The 20,354-nt window shown below is 38.0% G+C and carries 12 protein-coding genes; 1 reads left to right on the top strand and 11 read right to left on the bottom strand.

Annotation, left to right across the window (positions count from 1 at the left end; genetic code table 11):
• Window positions 1-8 precede the first annotated feature (8 nt).
• From ACSBFT_RS03895 to ACSBFT_RS03845, 11 genes are all read right to left on the bottom strand, one after another.
• Window positions 9-302 (bottom strand): hypothetical protein, encoded by a 294-nt coding sequence (locus tag ACSBFT_RS03895; RefSeq protein WP_489603592.1) that lies wholly within the window; start codon window positions 300-302, stop codon window positions 9-11.
• 129 nt (window positions 303-431) lie between these two features.
• Complete coding sequence (locus ACSBFT_RS03890) at window positions 432-1,925, bottom strand: c-type cytochrome domain-containing protein (protein ID WP_489603590.1); 1,494 nt, start codon at window positions 1,923-1,925, stop codon at window positions 432-434.
• Window positions 1,926-1,948: 23 nt separating this feature from the next.
• Window positions 1,949-3,328 (bottom strand): DUF1552 domain-containing protein, encoded by a 1,380-nt coding sequence (locus tag ACSBFT_RS03885; RefSeq protein WP_463045587.1) that lies wholly within the window; start codon window positions 3,326-3,328, stop codon window positions 1,949-1,951.
• A gap of 115 nt (window positions 3,329-3,443) precedes the next feature.
• Entirely contained in the window at window positions 3,444-5,360 is a 1,917-nt protein-coding gene (locus tag ACSBFT_RS03880) for a DUF1592 domain-containing protein (protein WP_489603587.1), read from the bottom strand.
• A 340-nt stretch (window positions 5,361-5,700) separates the two neighbouring features.
• The gene (locus ACSBFT_RS03875; protein ID WP_489603586.1) at window positions 5,701-6,270 is read right to left on the bottom strand and encodes a peroxiredoxin-like family protein; all 570 of its coding nucleotides are present in this window, start codon (window positions 6,268-6,270) and stop codon (window positions 5,701-5,703) included.
• Window positions 6,271-6,428: 158 nt separating this feature from the next.
• Window positions 6,429-7,157, bottom strand: a complete 729-nt coding sequence (gene mddA / locus ACSBFT_RS03870; protein ID WP_489603584.1) for a methanethiol S-methyltransferase — start codon at window positions 7,155-7,157, stop codon at window positions 6,429-6,431.
• Window positions 7,158-7,269: 112 nt separating this feature from the next.
• A complete protein-coding gene (locus tag ACSBFT_RS03865) occupies window positions 7,270-8,466 on the bottom strand; it encodes an alpha/beta fold hydrolase (protein WP_489603582.1) in 1,197 nt (398 codons plus the stop codon).
• Between the two features lie 226 nt (window positions 8,467-8,692).
• Window positions 8,693-9,235 carry a DUF4287 domain-containing protein gene (locus ACSBFT_RS03860; RefSeq protein WP_489603580.1) on the bottom strand — a complete coding sequence of 181 codons (543 nt, stop codon included), beginning with the start codon at window positions 9,233-9,235 and terminating at the stop codon, window positions 8,693-8,695.
• A gap of 181 nt (window positions 9,236-9,416) precedes the next feature.
• The gene (locus ACSBFT_RS03855; protein ID WP_489603579.1) at window positions 9,417-11,009 is read right to left on the bottom strand and encodes a glycoside hydrolase; all 1,593 of its coding nucleotides are present in this window, start codon (window positions 11,007-11,009) and stop codon (window positions 9,417-9,419) included.
• Between the two features lie 45 nt (window positions 11,010-11,054).
• The gene (locus ACSBFT_RS03850; protein ID WP_489603578.1) at window positions 11,055-12,755 is read right to left on the bottom strand and encodes a RagB/SusD family nutrient uptake outer membrane protein; all 1,701 of its coding nucleotides are present in this window, start codon (window positions 12,753-12,755) and stop codon (window positions 11,055-11,057) included.
• 11 nt (window positions 12,756-12,766) lie between these two features.
• On the bottom strand, window positions 12,767-15,865 hold the full coding sequence (locus tag ACSBFT_RS03845) for a SusC/RagA family TonB-linked outer membrane protein (RefSeq protein ID WP_489603577.1): 3,099 nt from the start codon (window positions 15,863-15,865) through the stop codon (window positions 12,767-12,769).
• A 226-nt stretch (window positions 15,866-16,091) separates the two neighbouring features.
• Here ACSBFT_RS03845 and ACSBFT_RS03840 point away from each other — a divergent pair, with 226 nt between their 5' ends.
• Complete coding sequence (locus ACSBFT_RS03840; RefSeq protein ID WP_489603576.1) at window positions 16,092-20,168, top strand: hybrid sensor histidine kinase/response regulator transcription factor; 4,077 nt, start codon at window positions 16,092-16,094, stop codon at window positions 20,166-20,168.
• Window positions 20,169-20,354: the final 186 nt, after the last annotated feature.

Raw genomic sequence — 20,354 nt, 5'->3', positions numbered from 1 at the left:
TCTGAATATCATTGTCCTATTTGACCTGACGTTTTTAAGCCGTTAAATCGGTAAGCAACCCTAGCATCTATCCGTTTATACGCTTGTGCTTTAAAAGTATTATACGTAGAAATTTCAGGAATAAAAGTATTGTATTTGTCAGAAAGAATAACATCGGGCTCAGAGTATAGAAAGCCTCCATTTGTCAAAACCCTGAAACTAGATTGTTTAACTCGTTTTTTCCTCAAAGAAAATTCGCGACCAAAGGTTAAACTTCCACCATATCTTCCATTAAAGGATGAATTATATCGGTTTCCGTCCAATTTCTATTATTTGGTATTAAACAAGCTAACAGAGAACATTCAAAAGTGTTTATTTCGTCTTTAAATTCAAAGAGGCTGTCTCAAAAGTGTGATACAGCCTCTCTTTAAGTCCTAATTCAGACAATATTCTTAAAAATAAGGCCCTTCCTCTGCATGAATCTGTAGCGTGGGCTTGTATTTCTGTAATGCTATAATGACGTCTTTAGTGGTTTCTGTACTATAGGAATAAACCTCCTTTAAAGCTGGAAATTTCACCAAATCTAACAGTGCTTTATCATCCACTTTCGTAAAAGACACGTTTAAAACTTTCAGGTTTTCCATCTTACTCAAATGAATCAATCCACTGCCGTTTAACTTTGTCTTTTGGAGATAAAGCTCTTTCAAATTGCTCATTTGAGCTATCAGGTATAAATCTGCATCATCTATCTGTGAAGACACTAAAGACACCTTAGTAAAAACGTCCAAATAAGGCTTTAACTGCTCCAGTTTTTCACTGCCAAAAGGCGAAGGAGGAAAGGTGGTAGACAGTGTATACATTTCGCCTTCTGCAGTCTCATCTCTTTTTATAACCACTTCCATGTCGGTGGCCAAATATTCCAATTCTGCTGCTAGTTTCTCAGCATTCAATGCCGATTTCTGGACATTAAAGCGGTACTTTTTCAGTGCTGGCTCTAGCTGATTTACCAACAATTCCATCTCTAATTTTGTACTATCAGCCGTAGTACTATCTGCCAAAGGCTGTTTCATTTTGGCTCCATTGGCAATCCAATATTTCAAAATCGCTATCTCTTTTAAATCTAAGGGCGTTTTACCGGCTGGTGGCATACGGTCTGAAACGGTATCTGGCATAATAACCCTCAAAAAAAGCTCGCTTTCATCTGGTAAAAAATGCTTCAAACCTATCTTCCCACTCTTGCCTTCTTTGAATAAATCTTCAAAAGAGCTTACAGAAAAATTCCCTTTGGCCCTTAAAGTAGAGTGGCAGCCCTCACATTTTGCTTCGAAAATGGGTTGGATTATATCTTCATATAAGTACTGAATAGAATCTGATTTAGGTTCGGTTTCTATTTCTTTTCCTATCATCGGCAAATACTCCGTTAAATAGTTTTGACCATGTGTCAAATTACCACCCTGATGGCCCGTATAAAGTGCCGCTACATTGGTTCCTATTAATGCCAATAAATAAATCCAATATAGTTTTTGATACTTCCAATGGTATACAAAAAATGCAAAACTCAGAAACAATAGACAGCCCGTTATAAGGGCTCCATTAAAATGCTGCTCCATCAGATATCCTGAATATTCTCCTGAAGCAAAAAGCATATAGCCAGAAAATATAGAGATTAAAGTAAGCAGGATAATTATCAAAAAAGAATAAAATAATACCCTATTTTCTATTTGGATGAGTTTAAAAAAACGCAGGAACTCCGCCCCTAGTACTATCAAAACTAAGACTATAGGGAAATGCAATAAAATAGGATGAAAACGACCAATGGTAAGCAAAACGGGTGATTCTAATGTAATATTTAAGAATTTCAACCCAAAAAGTAGCAAACCAAATACGCCAAAAAATATAATAGTAACAGGCTTCGTCAGAAACCGCTCGAGTGGTTTATCAGGCATTATAAGATTTTTCGATGAAGTATTTATGACATTAAAGAACCAAGTGTGTTGGTGCTATCTCCAAACTGCTTCATATCAAAATTTTGAGATTGAAGCATTGTCAGATACAGGTTTGCAAGCGGCGTCTCTTCTTTAAAGTTCAAGTTTTGTCCTTGCTTTATTTTTCCTCCCCCATGGCCTCCAATAATGATAGGTAAATCTCTAGGTGAATGGCGATTCCCATCTCTTAAATCTGAGGTAAATAATACCATAGAATTGTCTAACAGTGTTTTATCTCCCTCTTTGATGTCTTTCAGTCTTTGTAAAAAGTAAGCGTATTGCTCCACATGCCAAACCGATATTTTCAAGTATTGCTCCATCAGGTCAGGATTATTCATGTGATGCGAAAAGGAATGATGATTTCCTTTAACACCATCTAGAAAAGAAAAACTTCTATTACTTACAGAGTTACCAAACATAAAAGTAGAAACACGACTGGCATCACTCCAAAAAGCCAAAACCATGATATCTAACATCAAACGTGTTTTTTCGGTAATGTCTATGCCCGAATAGATTTCCTGATACTCTTCAATGTTTTGATTGACTCTGGTCAATTCCTTTTTTATATCAGCGGTAATTTTTGAACCAAACTTCTCACGCTGCTCTTCATTCAGAATACGTTTTTCTACGCTTCTGATAGACTCTAAATATTCTGATAGTTTATCTTGGTCTGAACGTCCCAAGTTCCTTTTAAGAGCATTAGCATCTTCTAAAACCGTATCTAAAATACTTTTTTTCCATGGGTCATCTTTAACTTTTACGCCAGGCACAAAAGATTTGAATAGTCTATCAAAAGCCAACTTAGGGTCAATTTCCTTGGTCATAGGCTGCTGTGCATTTTTCCATGAAATGCTAGAGCCATAGAGTCTGGTAAAGCCCACATTAATATCTACCCCTGTCGTGATTCGATCTAAGCCATATTCCAGCGAAGGAAAAATGGTTTCGGTCCCATATTGTTGAGCCATAACTTGGTCAATAGAAATACCTCCACTAAAGATATTATCCCCAATCGTCTGGCGTATCTGACCGCAAGTGAGCAAACTAGCCGATTTGGCATAATGACCATCTGCACCATTAAAAATTGAATGTCTATTCATCAAGTTTTTCAGAATAGAGACATCTCCCTTAAGTTTTGCTAAAGGCATCAATTGACGTGTCAATTCATAGTTCTTTCCAAATGCTGAGGGTGTCCAATGGTCTGGATGGACGCCATTAGGCATGTAAAAGAAAGCCGAACGAACGGGAGACTTGACAGGCAAAGCTGTACTAAACGGTTTACCCATTGCTTCCAATACTGGTAAGGCAATGGTGGCTCCCATTCCTTGGAGCATTCTTCGCCTTGATATTTGCCAACTTTTTGCCATTATAAATTCTTTATTATTTCAATTATTTCTAAGCTTGTCTGACCTCGCTTTCTTCCTTCAAGACCATATCTGATCATAAATCCCGCTTCATGCTCTCAATATCCCAAACCAAGCATCAAATACTCTTCTTTTCGAAATCGCTTTGTTTCATTAAAAAAGGATAACTGTTCACCAGTTCAATGAGAAAAGGTTCTGGATTAAAGTTATTTTCTATTAAGACGTTTTCTAACCTCACTAAAGCCGTTTCGTCCGTAAACAAAATCGTTCTACCTAGTGCATAAGAAAGAATTCTCTTAGAAAAATTTCTCGCGATTCTCTTTTCATCTTTTAGCAATATCTTTTTCAGCTCCTCTGGACCATTAAAGGCTTCCCCTTCCGACGTTATTCCGGAGGCGTCTATCTTCACTTTTTCATATTTCTCTCGCCATTGACCTGTAGGGTCATAGTTTTCTAAACCCAAACCTAAAGGGTCCATCTTTTCATGGCAAGACTGGCATTCCGGATCAGCTCGGTGCCGTTCCAAAATTTTGCGTAAGCCCAAAGCCTCATGAATCCCTTTATCTTCGGTAAGTTCGGAAACTTCAGGTGGTGGCGGCGGCGGCGAAATACCTAAAATCTGTTCCATGACCCATTTTCCTCTGAGCACAGGACTGGTTCTGGTAGAAATGGACGTCGTAGCCAAAACGCCCGCCATTCCTAAAACCCCTCCTCTCCTATTATCTGCAAATTCCACTTTTAAAAAGTCATCGCTTTGAACACCCTCTATGCCATAAAAATTTGCTAAAGATTTATTCAACATTGAATAATCGCTATTCACCAAGTCCATCATGTTCTTGCTTTTAGTAAGCACATGATGAAAAAAAGCTGCGGCTTCTTGGTACAAATCCTTTCTTAACTCCAAGTTGAATTCTGGATACATCTCTGCGTCTACCATAGGCTCTGCGTCCAAAAGCTTCGTAATACCCAACCACTGCACAGTAAAGTTTTCGGCAAAGCGTTTAGACCTTGGGTCGGCTATCATTCGTTTAACCTGCGTGGCCAAGGTGGTAGAATCATGTAACTTACCAGCATAGGCCAAATCAAACAACTCTTGGTCTGGGGTACTACACCATAAGAAGTAAGATAACCTAGAAGCCACCTCAAAGTCGCTCAATGGATAAGCCCCTTCTTTTTGTGGTTCTTCCTCTACTTTATATAAAAAATTAGGAGAAACAAGCAATGCTTTCAATACTTGAGCAATACTCTCATTGAATCTTAGCGGGTTTTTAACCGCCTCTTTCTCAGAATACACAGACTGAAACAAAGTCATCAATTTTGATTTCTCTTCCGCCTTTAAGAATCGTCTGTACGCCTTACTAGCCACTTGGTCTATCACCTTTTCTGCCGCTAAATCTGAATCGTTTAGATAATCATATTTGTCAGAAAAAAGTGTTATAAACCAATTTTTTATACCCTGCCAGCCAGAAGCCTTAAAGGCAAAAGGAACAATCCTGTTCCATTTATCTTCATCTGCCAAAGCCGAGTCTACTATCTGACTGCCTGCATCATAATAACGTTCCAACTTTAATGGCGTAAAAAACAGTGCCCGTCCTTGATTGTCAAAACCTCCACCTCCCGAACCATCGGATGGAAAATAGCTTCTAGCGTCAAAATCTACGCCTAGTAAATCGAAAATGGTATATTGATATTCGGCATGGCTTAATCTTCTTATCACCACTTTCCCTGGCGTCTCCTTTTCTAAAGAAGCTTTTAAAATGGCATCTATTCCTGAAACTAATTTATGATAGGTGGCATCAGAAAGTGGTTTTTCAGACTTTGGGGGCATCGATTTATCTTTAATTACACCCAAAACTTCCAACCAAAAAGACCCACTCTGGATTACGCGAGCCTGCTCTTTAAAATTGTCAATATTAATTCCCCCTTTAGAAGTATTGGTATTATGACATTTTATGCATTCGTCCACAAGCATAGGCCTTATATCCTTCTCGAATGTAAGGGTATCCGCCGCAAAAGTCAATTTTGCGAAAGCCATAAAAAGTACGATTATAAAACTCTGTTTCAAGTTCACTGGTATCTCTTAGTTTCCTAAAGATAGCCCTTCTTGAATTGCTTTGGAAGCTTTTGTATTATAGGTAGATAATTTGGCAAAATTTGAAGATGTAAATTTTAAAATATGCCATTGACCGCTATTCTGTAGAGGAACCCGCACAGTTCCTGTGCTTTGCTAAAAAAGAATGGCTGGTATCCGTATTAGAAACCGCTTTTTATAGTAAATTTTGATAAACATTTTTCCAAATATTGCAAGGATTTTGCAACTTTCTCTAAAACATTCTCATTCACTATTTCTAAGCAATCAGCGTGTACACCAATCATTAATCTCTCATCTCTTTTAAAACTTCTATGATTTCAAGTGCAGACATTCTTTCGGTATAGTTGGCCTCAACATGAGCTGCCAATATCTTGTGATTGGAATCTATAATAAAAGTTGCTGGGACAGGGAGTGTTTTAGAACCATCGCCATTTTCCTTTGTCAAATCTCTACGTTGATGGTAATCTTCTCCTGGGTCAAACTGTAGATTATAAGCTTTTATTACTTCTTGATGGGCATCACTAAGTACTTCATAACCTAGTTCATTCTTTTGTGCAGCAGTAAGTGCACCGTCCGGACTTTGTGGACTAATGGCAAAAACCGTAGCTCCCAATGCCTGAATCTCTGGCAAGTGCTTCTGTATTTCTCTAAGGTCAAGATTACAAATAGGACACCATTCTCCTCTGTAAAACTTCAAGATAACCTTACCTTTCCCCAAGGCTTCTGAAAGCGAAATGTTTTTACCAAAAGCATTTGGCAAAGTAAAATCTGGAGCGGTATCACCAATTGACAAACCTTTTACCTCTGATGCGTTGGCTATAACTAATTTTTGAAACTCTTGAAGGGCACTCATTGCTTGTGTTGTTTATTTGAAATCTTTTCTATAAAAAGCGACTACTGCCATATAAACGATTTATGGGGTTTATAGGTTTGGGTGAATTTGCATCTATCTGTTTCAAACCTTCCTGTCCAAAGACAAGAAGGTTTGAAAATGTAATTATCTCCACATCTCTATTTTACAAAAGGTACAATCATTGGCACCTCCTTCTTATAGTCTTCATAATCTTTGCCTATTGCTTTTTCCAAGTCCTTTTCTTCTAAAAACTTAACGGCTATGAGTATGTAGACAGTAGTAACTACAGCAAATAAAAGATGTCCCATGGTCATGATTGGTGTAGCCCAAAAAGCAATAATAAAACCCAACATAATTGGATGTCTTACTATTTTATAAAACCAATTTACCTGGAATTTAGGGCTTGGAGTATGTTTATTTTTAAAATTATTAAAGATTTGCGTAAGCCCAAAAAGTTCAAAATGACTTATCATAAAAGTAGATAAGAAAACGATTAGCCAGCCCATGTAAAATACTCCTACCAAAATAGAAGCTATCATCTCATTTTCAATATTCCATACTAAGTCGTTCATAGGTTCCCACTTCCAATAAATCAAAAGAAGAGCCAGACTGGACAAAAGTACGTAGGTACTTCGTTCTATGGCCGGACTTAAAAAGTTTGTAAACCACTTTTTAAATGCAGGCCTCGCCATAATACTGTGCTGCAGGGCAAAAACACTTAGTAAAGCTACATTAACAAGAAGTGCTGGAAGCGAATCAGTTGCCACCCCGCTATCGATTGATTTGGGTACTAAGAGGTTGCCCACAAAACCTATGGCGTAAAGAAATGCCACTAGAAATACCACATAGGCCAGACTTCCATAAATTAGAATAATTATTTTTTTCATGCTTATTTAACTGGTTATTAATTGATAACCAAATTTCAATTAAATATTGCATGTATGATTTGCTAATACGTTCAAAAAATGTGTTTTAAAGTCCAGCGAAAATAATCTGGCTCTATTTCTTAAAATTCTTGACTCTAAATTGATTGGGAGGTAAATGAAACCGCTGCTTAAACGACTCTACAAAGTGCGAGTTATTTTTAAAACCGCTCTCATAACAAATCTGATTAACATTTAAATCACTTTGATATAGGAGCATTTTCGCATAATCTAAACGTTTCAATTTAAGCCACCTGTAAGGTGTGGTATGATAGTGTTCTTCAAAATCTCGTTTAAAAACAGAAAGGCTTCGCCCGCATAGTTTAGCAAACTCCTCTATTTTTAAATCATATTTAAAGTTTCGATTCATCGTGACTTCAATATCGATTTTTATCGAATTTCCAGCTTTTTGAAATGCGAGATAAGCTTCTCTCTTTGGTCTTATTCCTGTAATAAAATTTTCTATTTCTGCTAAAACAGAAAAAGAATCCCCTACCCAAAAACAATGGTCAGTGCCATATAATTCTACATACTGCGAAGTGGGAATACTATGGGCTAAAAATTTGGCTTCTTCTATATTAACATCTAGATCATCTGTTCTATGAAGAATCAGTGCAGGAGCTTTAATGGTATTTAAAATATCTGTAATATCAGCTTCGGTATTCATTTTGGCAAGAGCCAGTGCATCTCCTGGACTAGCAGCAGAACGTAAATAACTAGCAAACCAATTGTAATAATCTTTATCTTTAGACATAGAGGGCATAATACATTCTAGTCCCATCTTTTGTCCGTTTCCCCAATGGTTTTCGATAGCATGATAAAATACCTCTCGTTCTTCTGTTTTTGGTGCCCAAGGATAATCTTTAGTATATTTTCTTTTTGCAAAACCACCAAAAGTGATTAATGAAATGGTTCTTTCGGGATATTTAGCGGCAAAAAGACTTGTGATAGTTCCTCCTTCGGAATGCCCAAAAAGAACAGCTTTTTGAACCCCCACAGCATCCATAACACAAAGGATGTCATCCATTCTTTCTTCTAGTGTACAGAGTGGACTAACACGATCCGAAAGTCCTGTCCCTCTTTTGTCGAAGAGAATTAATCTGGCAAAATCTGCTAGTTTACTTAAGCAAGCGGCCATATACTTATCTACCCACATGAGATCAATATTAGAAACCCACCCTGGCACAAAAAGTAGGTCTATACTACCTTGACCCACTTCCTGATAAGCTATATTAACATTGGCACTTTTAGCATATTTGGTTATCGGTTTCATTGAATTCCATAATTCATAATATTTTAGATTTCAAATTCCAATACCAGATCTGTTTTAAGAGTTTCATGGAACGATTAAATTGGGTTACTTAACTTATTTAAAACTACTTTATAAATTTTAAACTATAGATATCTTTTATTTAACGGCAAACCTGATTTAAGCTGCCGAAATCCAATTATGTACTTTATTTAATTCTGATTAAAAATAGAAGGGACTCTAATCCTCCTCACTCAGCCTCCTCATAAGCCTCCCTAAGCCAAGAAATCAATTCTTCATCCACTTCTGCGACATCTGTTAGTTTCACACGGTGCGTGCACATGGTGCCAAAAGGTCCTGAGTTTCCTAGTCTTTCTGTTTCTGGCTTTCCTTTGAGTTTAAGACCTAAATCTATGCGGGTTTTGGTGGCTGGTTTTATGAGTGCAAACTGCCTTTTTCTTATCAAACTAACCGAGTCCTTTTTGGGTGTTTTAGTGATATCATCACCTAAAGCCAAAATCACTTCTAGCAGTTTATCATAAATTGGCTTTAAGGCTTCTTTTCCTATGTATTGTTTAGCTACTAAATCTTCTGGCGTTGCTTGACTCTCTTTCGACAATTGAAGAATCATGTTTGCAAAACCATGTGTAACACCATGCTCTTTCTTCAGGAAACTCATGGCTTCACCGTGCTTAGCAAAGCTTTTAGCCGCCAATATTGTTTTCCATTCTGCTAATGATTTGCCCGTTTTTTCGGGCATATTGTCAATCATCGTTTCTAGTGCTTGCTCCATAGTCTTTTGATTTTGAACTTCAAGATAATAAAACCTAAGACAATTATTATGAAACACGAATTTGGAACCTAGAGTCTTAATCTACCACCACCAACCACAAAAAAGACCCTTCGGCAAAGCCAAAGGGTCTTAATTAACCAATCTTTAAAGATTGGCATTATTTAAGTAGACTAGATTTTCATCATTTATTTACCAAAACAGTCACAATAGACTGAGCAGGAATGCTCAATTTGCCAGCCCCTGCTATCTTCATTTCTGCCAAATCCGCAGTTTCAGAAGTAACATAAGCTTTATAGGTGTTTGCTTTTTTTCCATTCAGGTTTAAAGCTGATTCTATGGCAGCGGTACCCGAATTGACCAAAACATACACCATTTCTTTGGTTTCTGGCTGCTCAAAAGCAGACACTAAGAAGTTTTCACTTTGGGTAAATTTTCCGTCTAAAGAAACCTCCACTCTTTCAAAACCTGGACGAATGAAACGGCTATAGTTTCCTAAAGCCCAAAGCATTTTAGATTCGTAATAATTACCGTCGGTATTGTTCTTATCTACATAAACCAAGCCGTCTTTATAATCATACGCCGAAACGGCCGTCCACCAGTTCCAAGCAGATGCATTGGCTACTGCCAAATCATTATGAATAACACGAGCCACATACAAGGCAGGTGTTATACCTAAATCGCGTCCGCCTCCTTTTATCTCGCCATCATTATTTCCCAATATGCAATACTCACTCATCCAAAAACTTAAGCCAGCCTGCTGCTCTACGGCATTTTTCAACTTGGTTCTCATTGCCACGGAACTTTCAAATGGCGACGTGGTAAAATAACTATGAGCAGAAAGATTACGAGCTACATGCTTTAAATCCCCAATGTAGTCCGCAGAACTTTCATTAAAAAAAGCGTTTATTTGACTTCCTATTCCGGGCTTATCGGCATCCTCAAACAGGTAGTTAATTTTACCCGCTTCTGCCAAGTCAATGGTCGTTTGCAATCCATCCGAATCCAAAGCTTTGTCTAACGCTCTTATAATACCCGCTATCTCATTATTATAAAACGGCGTACCTTCTTGGTTCGGCTTAGACCAATCCCACTGCGGCTCATTAATTGGGCTTATGTAATCTATCTCTAGTCCTCTTTCTTTTAGATTTTTCAGGACTGTGCTTAAGTACTTCGCAAATTTCGGATAGTTTTCTGCGGCTAAATTGGTTTCACTATTATTGGCGTAAGCCTTACCATTTCTGGTCATAGAAACAGGCGGACTGTTAGTAAAAGCCAAAAGCTTTTCTACACCATGTTTCTTAGCTTCTTCTGCAAACCAAACTTGACCCGCTTGGCGAGTCCAGTCATACGTACCATCCGCATTTAAGAAAGACTCTCCTCTACGCCATTCGTCTTTAATGTCGGAGCCGGCTCCTTGTTCAGCACTTCCAGCACCTAAATTAAATCGCCAAAGTGACAAACCAATTCCTTTCGGGTTTCCACTGTTATCCAATTCTTTGCTAAATAAAAGTTCAGCTACGGCTTCTTTTTTAGCGGCTGGCCATTGACCCACAAAAGCACAAGACCAAGCGTCTGATGCTCCAAAGTTTTCAATTTCTTGAAACCTTCTGTCGGTCAAAGCATTTATCTGAATAGCATTATCTATTTCTGGAATCACCACTGGAGCGGTTAGCAGTGAATCTGAGCCACAAGAAGTAAAACTAAAAAATGAGATAAAGCTGAAAAATATGACGCTCTGGGTCGAAATTCTAAATTTCCTATTACGTTTTAACATATAATAAATTTATAAAAGAGGAGGACTTTCATCCTCCTCTTCATTTTAGTTATATCCTGGATTTTGCTGTAATTGATTGTTTGATGCTAAAATCTCGGCCCTAGGAATAGGCAACCAATAATGTTGCGTACTAAAGCTTTTGCCCTGTAAACTTACCATTCTCTTGTATGTAAGGCTACCATCTGCTGCTTTAAAAATTTCAATTCCATAAGCTGGCTGATTTTCTACCACATCGGCTGTCATCCAACGACGCACATCATAGAATCTGTGCTCCTCAAACGCCAACTCAATACGTCTTTCACGTCTAATTCGCTCACGCATTTCTGATTGACTCAAACCTGTAGGAAGATTTGGCATTTCCACCCCTGTTCTACTTCTAATGCTATTGATGGCATCATATACCGAAGCGTCTGGACCTACAGCTTCGTTTTGAGCTTCTGCGTAATTCAGTAAGATTTCTGCATAACGGAAGTATGTCCAATTTTGAGTTCCTGCTACATTCCAAGGGTTTTTGATGGGTAGGCTTTCATCCACAAACTTCTTTAGGTAATATCCACTTTTAGTGGTGTTCCAGTTGGCAGGCCCATCTTTACTGTCTCTTCCGCCAGGAATAAACGTTTCCACCTTTCTGTCTCTATAATCTGCACCATTATAAAGTACAGTTTCATAAAAACGTGGGTCACGGTTTTCATAAGGAGCTGCTGCCTGCTCTGGATTATCCCAAGAGAAGTCGCTTCCGTCCATCATTTCATAATCATCTACCAGGTTTTGAAGCGGTACATTCCCCGCCCAGCCATCATATCCGTTTGGACCGTTGGCAATTTCTAAAGCCGTATGTCTAGAATTGATGTTATAATATCTCGCAAAAATTGTTTCCTCATTGCTATTAGGCGTCAAGAAAAGCTGTCCGTAGCCACCTTGATAAAGGTTGTACTGTTGCATATCCATGACAGCTTTGGCTGCTTGAGCTGCTGCTTGCCATTTCTGAGCATCGTTTTGGCCACCCGTATATAGTGGACTAGCCGCATACAGTTTAAGACGAGCATTTAATGCCAATGCAGCACCTTTTGTAGCTCTACCTTCTTTCCAGTTGCCTGAGTTTTGAGCTGGCAAATCTGCGGCAGCTGCAGCTAATTCAGTTGTAACATAAGCCAAACCTTCGTTTAAAGACGCTCTATCGTAAAAAGCAGGGTCAGAAAAGTCTTCGCCTAATTGAGAAACCTTATCTCCCATCAACACTACTTGACCGTAATTTCTTATCAAATCATGGTAGCGGAATGCACGAATAAACCTTAATTCGGCGGTTAGAATCTTCTCATAAGATTCACTCAGACCTACTTCTCCAATATGCGTTAAGGCATAATTACACTCTCTTATACTGCGGTATGAACGTCCCCAAAAAGTACCAGCAATTCCCGTGTTTTCAGGAGACAGCTGCCCTTGCTGAATAAACCAAGTGTTGTCGTCATTATTATAAATGGACTCATCAGTAAGCGAACTCCAAAGAGCGTATTCAAAACCTCTACCAAAACCAGGAACATTACCGTCACCTTCTTTATTGGTCAGTCTTACGCCTAAATATCTGTTAATGACATAACTTTCAAAAAGCGTAGAATCATTTAAAATAGAAGCATCCGATACCCTATCTGTAGGTACTATATCCAGAAAATTTTCTTTGCAACTTATTGCTGTTATCGCCGATAGGCCAAGAGCCAAAAGCGGTATTATGATTTTTTTATTTTTCATTTCTAATTATTCTAAAATTGAATGTTCAGACCTAGGTTAAGAATTTTCTGTTGCGGGTAAAACTGACCGCTTTCACTAGAACCCTCTGGGTCAAAATCTTTCACACCTGTAAGTGTAAATAGGTTAAAAGCATTAGCGTAAACTCTTAAAGAGCCAATATTTGCTCTTTCTAAAATGCTTTCAGGCAATGTGTAGCCAATTTGAATGTTCTTCAATCTTGCAAAAGAGGCATCATTTAACCAGAAATTATTTCTGTAAAGACCACCACTAACAGCAGAAGACGAACGCTCACTAACTCTAGGATATGTGCCCTCGGTATTTGATGGGCTGTATCTATTGTCGGCCCAGGTGCTGTAAAAGTTTCCAACAGTACCAGACTCAGGAAGCACATATTGACTCACCTGCGTTTGACCAGAAATCACGGCAGAAAGGTCAAAGTTTCTGTAGCCCGCCTGAAGCGTTAAACCAAAAGTCATTTGCGGAATATTTCCATATTGGCTACGCACCATATCATCCGCAGAAATATTGCCATCGCCATTATAATCTTCATATATCAGGTCACCCACTTGAGCTCCTGCCACATGGGGAGTAGCATCTAACTGCTCTTGACTTCTAAAAATACCAATGGCATTATAAAGCAAATAAGTATTTAACGACCTGCCTGTTTCTCTCTGATAATCTAAAACACCCGCGGCTTCATCTTTAAATACTAACTCATTTTTAGCATAAGTGAAATTGGCAGCTATACCAAAGCTAAAATCTCCGCTTTTGTTATAACCAACTGACGTCTCAATACCGCTACTTTTTACCTCACCTATATTTTCTGAAGGTACCAGTGTGGTTCCATTATAAGGATTCACAATGCCAGACGTAGCAGGAATAGAAGCATTTCTTACAGTTAAGATGTCACTTCTATTTTGTTTAAAGTATATCACTTCCGTGGTAAAATTCTTTAACCAAATGGCGTTTAATGCGATATCCGTTTTCTTAGCTACCTCCCAAGTAATGTTAGGATTCCCTAATCTAGTCAAATCAATACCTGTAGTTACCTCATCACCTATCAGGTAACGGTTGTTAAAAGAGTAGTTGTCATAGTACTGAAACTGTCCTACGTTATCATTTCCTAATTGACCATATGAAGCTCTAATTTTCAAGTCATTAAAGAAACTTATATTATCCTTAAACCAAGACTCTTCTGATATTCTATAACCGGCCGATACGGAAGGGAAGAAACCATATCTACTACCTTCAGGGAAGTTAGAAGAACCATCAGCTCTTAACTGTACCTCCGCCATGTATTTCTCATTATAGTTGTAAAGAAAACGACCTAAGTAACTTTTTCTAGTAAAGTTATAGCTACTGCCGTAGTTGTTATAATCAGAAGCCGCAGCACCACCTTGACTTAATTCGGGTGTTTCTGTAGTAGGGAAATGTAATCTAGAAGCACCCATAGTGTGCGAACTATTTGAGCTTTGCTCATAACCTACAAATACATCAAGATAATGACCTGCGAAGTAATTCTTATAGTTTAACTTGATATTACTCACACTCATTGATTGATTATAATGTTCTTCAAACAATGCCGCTTGCTGGTCTGCATCACCGCCTACTACCACAGGATTATATGAATCTGAAGCTTTGTTATAATTATATAAAGTGTAAGGTGTCAGGAAATTCTGTTTCCTGTTAGAGTTTTCATCCACAGAATAAAAACCATCAACTGAAAGACCATCTAGAAACGGTAGTTTATAGCTCGCTCTTAGTATTCCATTAAATACATAATTTGGATTCTGATTTAATCCACCGGCTTCTGTAGCCATTACTACCGGATTAGAGTTTTCTATCCCTGAAGATGGCAAACCATTAGGATAAACCGCAGGTACAGTAGGATAAGCTCTATAAATAGAACGGAATAAGGTACCCGCTCCCTCTGTAGGATATTGTCTGTCTTCTTTTCTTCCAGACAAAGAGATACCAACTTTCAACCTTTCGGTTATATCGGCATCAATATTCGTTCTGAAATTATACTGATTATAGGATGTGGCTCCATTTTTATATAGACCGTCTTGACCAGATTTCCCTAAAGAAATAAAATAGCTAACAGCATCAGAACCACCTCTAACACTCAGGTTATGCTGATTTTGAAGAGCTACATTATTTAATGTGGCTGCTGCCCAATCCGTATTAGGATAATTTATTGGGTCAGAACCATTGCTAAAGTTAGCCAATTCCGCTTCGGAATAAACTTGGTTTAATCCATTACTCGCATTATTATAATAGGCTATTTCATTTCTGATTTGAGCATAGGTGGTTGCATCAGCCATTTCAGGTAAACGAGTTGGTGAAGAGAAACCTTGGTTAAAGTTATAAGACACTGTTGGTTTACCACTCTTTCCTCTTTTTGTCGTTACTAAAATAACACCGTTAGCAGCCCTAGAGCCATAAATGGCAGCTGAGGCATCTTTCAGTACAGAAACGCTTTCAATGTCATTTGGCGAAAGCCTTTCTAAACCACCGATTTGACCGGGAACACCGTCTATAACCACTAAAACGTCATTATTTCCTGTAGTAGCTAAACCACGAATAGTAAAGCTAGAACCATCATACCCTGGCTCACCCGCACGGTTATTGGCTATGATTCCAGAAAACCTACCGGCTAAAGAGTTAGATAAGTTAGGCTGTGGGCTAGTTTCTAAAGACTTTCCGGTTATTTGAGAAACAGAACCTGTCAAGGTAGCTTTCTTTTGCTCGCCATAACCTACCACCACTACTTCACTTAGTGCTTGTAAGTCAGCCTCTAAACTAATTTCCAATTGAGTTTGTCCATTAAGAATAATCTCTTTCGCCTGATATCCTATATAAGAGAATATCAATACAGGATTTTCTTTTCCAGATATATTAATCTGAAATTTTCCATCTATGTCTGTAATAGTACCGATGGTAGTGCTTTTTATTAAAACAGAAACACCAGGAAGTGTCATTCCTGTTTCGTCCAATACTGTTCCAGTTACTGAGTTTGTCTGACTGTAAACATCTGGGCCTCTTCCTAGGAGTAATGCAAGTAGCATCAGGCAAAACGGCCAGACTTTCAATCGTAATCTTGTTGGCATCTTTTTAAAGTATTTTTAGTTAATAATTAAACAGGGTCTCTAAAAGCCAAATAACTTCATATCATTATTGGAAGAATATTTGGGCTTTATTTCCTAGTGCAATATTAAAGGGCTAAGCAGCGTGAGATAGGGTGTAAATCGTTATAAAAAGAGGGACAAATCGTTCACCTTTGTATTATTCCCAACATTAGTAGGACTTTTAACAATCATTGGGCTCCAAAGGCGTATGAGAATTTCAATTTTGATTTTAGTTTTCTTTATATTTTCTAACACCTTAAGTGCTCAGAAGCTAAAGAACGCTGACCTATTTAAATCGGAATCTTCTTTAACTTTCTACCTTATGGACGTAGAATCTGGCCTTTCTCATAACGTAGTCAACAGCATTGAGCAAGACGCTATCGGATTTTTATGGATAGGAACTTCTGAAGGACTCAACCGATATGACGGCAAGAACTTCAAGCATTTTATGAAAAATGAAGACTTACCTAGTAAAAGCCCATCGGATAATCACATTGAAAAACTCCTTAAAAACGGCAAAGGTCAGATACTCATCACGGGCGGAAACGGGCTGGATATTTTTGATCCAAAAATCAATCACTTTTATAAACTGAATAAAGCATCCGGACTCATAGGCGACAATATTAGTAGTGCTATATTGGGTTCACAAAATGAAATTATCATAGGTCTATATGACGAGGGTATACAAATTCTTAAAAACGGAAAGAGCGAACAGATTTTCCGCAGTGGTTTAAACGGATTATCCTCTAGCGAAATCTCCGGTTTGGCTTTAAAACAAGATAGTATTATTTGGGTGGCAACCTATAGTAATGGACTCAACAAAATCAATAGAAAAACTAAAAAGGTTACACAGCTACCTTTAAATCTTATTCATGAATCCATTAACTGCCTGTATACCGACGAGCACGATAATTTATGGATAGGAACTGGAAAAGGAATTCAAATCATAAAAGCCAATGGTGAAATAATCAACCTAAATAAGGGAAGCAGTCCCAAAACAGGACTAAGTGATGACAATATACTTTGTTTTGAGCGTGATTTATCTGGGAACCTTTGGATTGGTACCCGAAACGGCGGTTTGAATATTATTAAACCCGCCAGTATTCTTGATAAAAAGTTGCCACAGATAAAGTGGTTTCTTCCGAATTCTGACGGCTCTAGTGTATTTAACCGCTCGGTGTTATCCTTAAAAAGAGCCATTGATGGCAATATGTGGATAGGTACAAACACTGGGATAAACTTTGTAAACCCTCACGGTGAACCCATAAAACTTATTAATAGAAACCTTTCTAACCCTCATACACTGGCCCATGACAGAATTGCTTCTTTTAGTCATTCTAAAAACAGAAATATATGGATAGGTACAGATGGCGGTGGTCTGGATTACTATAATCCAGAATTAGGGGTTATAAAAAACTACCATAGCCGTAAAAACTCAAAATCTCTTTCAAACGACTATATACTCAGCATTCTTGAAGATTCGAAAAACAGAGTTTGGGTAGGTACCTACCAAGGAGGAATCAACCTTCTAAATCCTGACAATGGAAATTGCCAATACTTCTTAAACGGCGAACAAGCTGATGGTAATGATGTTAGAAAAATATTTGAGGATAAAAACAAGGTCATTTGGGTAGGAACCAACCGTGGAGGGCTATACCGTTTCAAGGAGTCTACAAAGGATTTTGAATACATCAAAGAACTGGGAAAAATAGATATTAGAGATATACTGGAAGACGACAAAGAAAACCTTTGGCTAGCCACTTATGGCTCTGGCATAGTTAAATACAACAAAAAAGACAAAACCAAGGAGATCTATAGCAATGCTACATTAAGAGATATTCCCGGGTCTGTAGTCTATAACATGTGCTGGATAGGAAAAGATGAACTTTTGGCGGGCACACGGCATAACGGTCTTTTCAGGTTTAATGTTTCCACAAAAAAAACGGTGAGATTCACAAAAGAGGATGGCCTAAACAACAACACCGTTCACAGCATTACGAAGGATAAAGATGGTATACTTTGGTTAGGTACATTTAGTGGTATCAACTATTTTGACCCTGCCAGTAATTACATTGGAAACCTCAACTCCTTTAATAACATTCAACAGAGCGAATTTAATCTAAGTGCTGGATTTTGCTCCGAAAATGGTCTGATTTACTTAGGCGGAAATAAAGGCTTGAACATTTTTAATCCAAAAAAACTGAATGAAAAATCTTATAACTATCCTTTGGTGTTCACAGACCTTAGGATTTTAAACAAAACCATAGTAGCCGGAGACACAAGCCAGGCGGTCTTCTTATCAAAGAATATCCCATATCTAAAAGAACTTCACTTAAAATATAATCAGAGTCTATTTTCACTAGACTTTGTTAACTTAAAATACCCTAGAATCACGAATGAAAAATATGCCTATAAGCTAGAAAACTTCCATAAGCAGTGGATTGAAACCAATGAAGTGGGCACGGCGAACCTTTCTAATATTCCACCTGGAAACTACATTTTAAAAGTTCGCTCTATCAGCAGTTCTGGGAGCTATGTAGAAAACCAAATGATGGTGCATATAAAACCGCCTTTCTGGAAAACCATATGGGCATTTTTTCTTTATGCCATTTTGTTAATCGGATTAACCATTGCTGGATTTAAATATTACAGCGAGCGTTTAAAACTTAAAAACTCCCTGCTTTTTGAGAAGAAACAAAGACAGCTAGAAACTGAACTTAACGAAGAAAGGGTCCGCTTCTTCACTGGTTTCTCTCACGAGCTAAAAACACCCTTAACCTTAATAATGGCTTCTGTAGACGACCTCGCTGAGGACGCCAAAGACAGTTTCCATGAAAAGGGTTTTAAAATGGTGCAGCGAAATGCCCGATATCTGCTAGATATGATTAATAAGCTTTTGGAGTTTAGAAAAACGGAATTGGACCTGAGCCAACTCAAGCCTTCCAATCACTTTATTGTAGACCAAATAAACCAGTGGGTAGAAGAATACCAACCGTTGGCTAAGCACAATAATATCCTGCTGAAAACTTATTTTCCTACAAAGGATTTCATTGCTGCCATAGATTTAGAAAAGATACAAATTGTGGTCAACAATTTACTTTCTAACGCTCTAAAATACTGTAGAGCAGGAGATCAGATAGACGTTTCTGTCCAAGAAAGAGAAAACGAATTTGAGATCATTGTAAAGGATAATGGTCCAGGAATAGAAAAAACATATCAATCGTTAATCTTCGATTGGTATTATCAGGCAGGCACAAAAAACACGCAAAAAGGATCCGGTATTGGCTTAGCCCTGAGTAAGAGGTTTGTAGAAGAGCATTATGGTGAAATACAACTGGTATCCGAAGAAGGTGAAGGATGCACTTTTTCTGTGATTATTCCTAAGGTACTGGCAGCTGTAACGGAGAATACCGAGATTGAAAACTTCACCCAAGAAGCTGCACCACAAAGTCTTTGGACACCTGAAATTGTCGTACAGGAGCCTATTAATTTTGAAAACCTAAACAAGCCAGAAGATAGCCGTCCACTAATCCTACTGATTGATGATAATCCGCAAATTTTATCTTATTTGTCAGGCTTGCTAAAATCTAAGTTTAACCTCATTTTTGGTCAAGATGGAAACGAAGGTTTGGAACAAGCTACAAAGCACATTCCGGATCTCATCATTTCTGATGTAATGATGCCCGAGAAAAACGGTATAGACCTCTGTGGCATACTGAAAAGTCAAATGTCTACCACGCACATTCCTGTGATACTGCTGTCTGCCAAAGACAGCGAGGAGGCTATAACCAGCGGTTTTGCAAAAGGGGCCGACGATTATATCACCAAACCTTTTAATAGGAAAATACTGCTCGCCAGAATCCACAATCTGCTGGATGCCAAGGTGCGATTAAGAAGGTATTATAATGAAAATGAAACAACAGAAGAACCGCTCACCGATAGCCAAAAAAATGATGTAAAAAGAGAACAAAAATTCCTAAACGCTCTAGATCAAATTATTTTGGAACAAATGGCTCGGCAAAAATCTGACGTGGATACCATATCCCAGTTAATGGGTATGAGTAGAACTTCTATGTTCCGAAAAATAAAGGCCATAACAGGACAAAATATAAACCAATATATCAGGACGTATAAAATTAAACGTGCAGCCTATCTTATTTCTGAAGAAAAACTGGGCATAGCCCAAGCCGCCTATGAAGTGGGTTTTAACGACCAAAAATATTTCCGAAAATTGTTCAAAGAGCAGTTTGGTATGTTACCTTCTGAAATGACAAATAAACAGTAGTGAACCAACTATCACTAGCTTCTTGATGTCTCTAAATAGGACATCAAATGTCTCATTTTACAGTAAAAAATTGGATAAACAGTGACCTAATGAATCCTAAAAAGCTAACTGTGAGCTTAAAAGGGCAATTTTTACATTTTCTTAACACTTCTTTAAGCAAAAGGCTTAAAACCATTTTTTACGCTA

The organism is Arcticibacterium sp. SM2516 (assembly GCF_057914865.1).
This window is presented reverse-complemented; position numbering and strand designations above follow the sequence as displayed.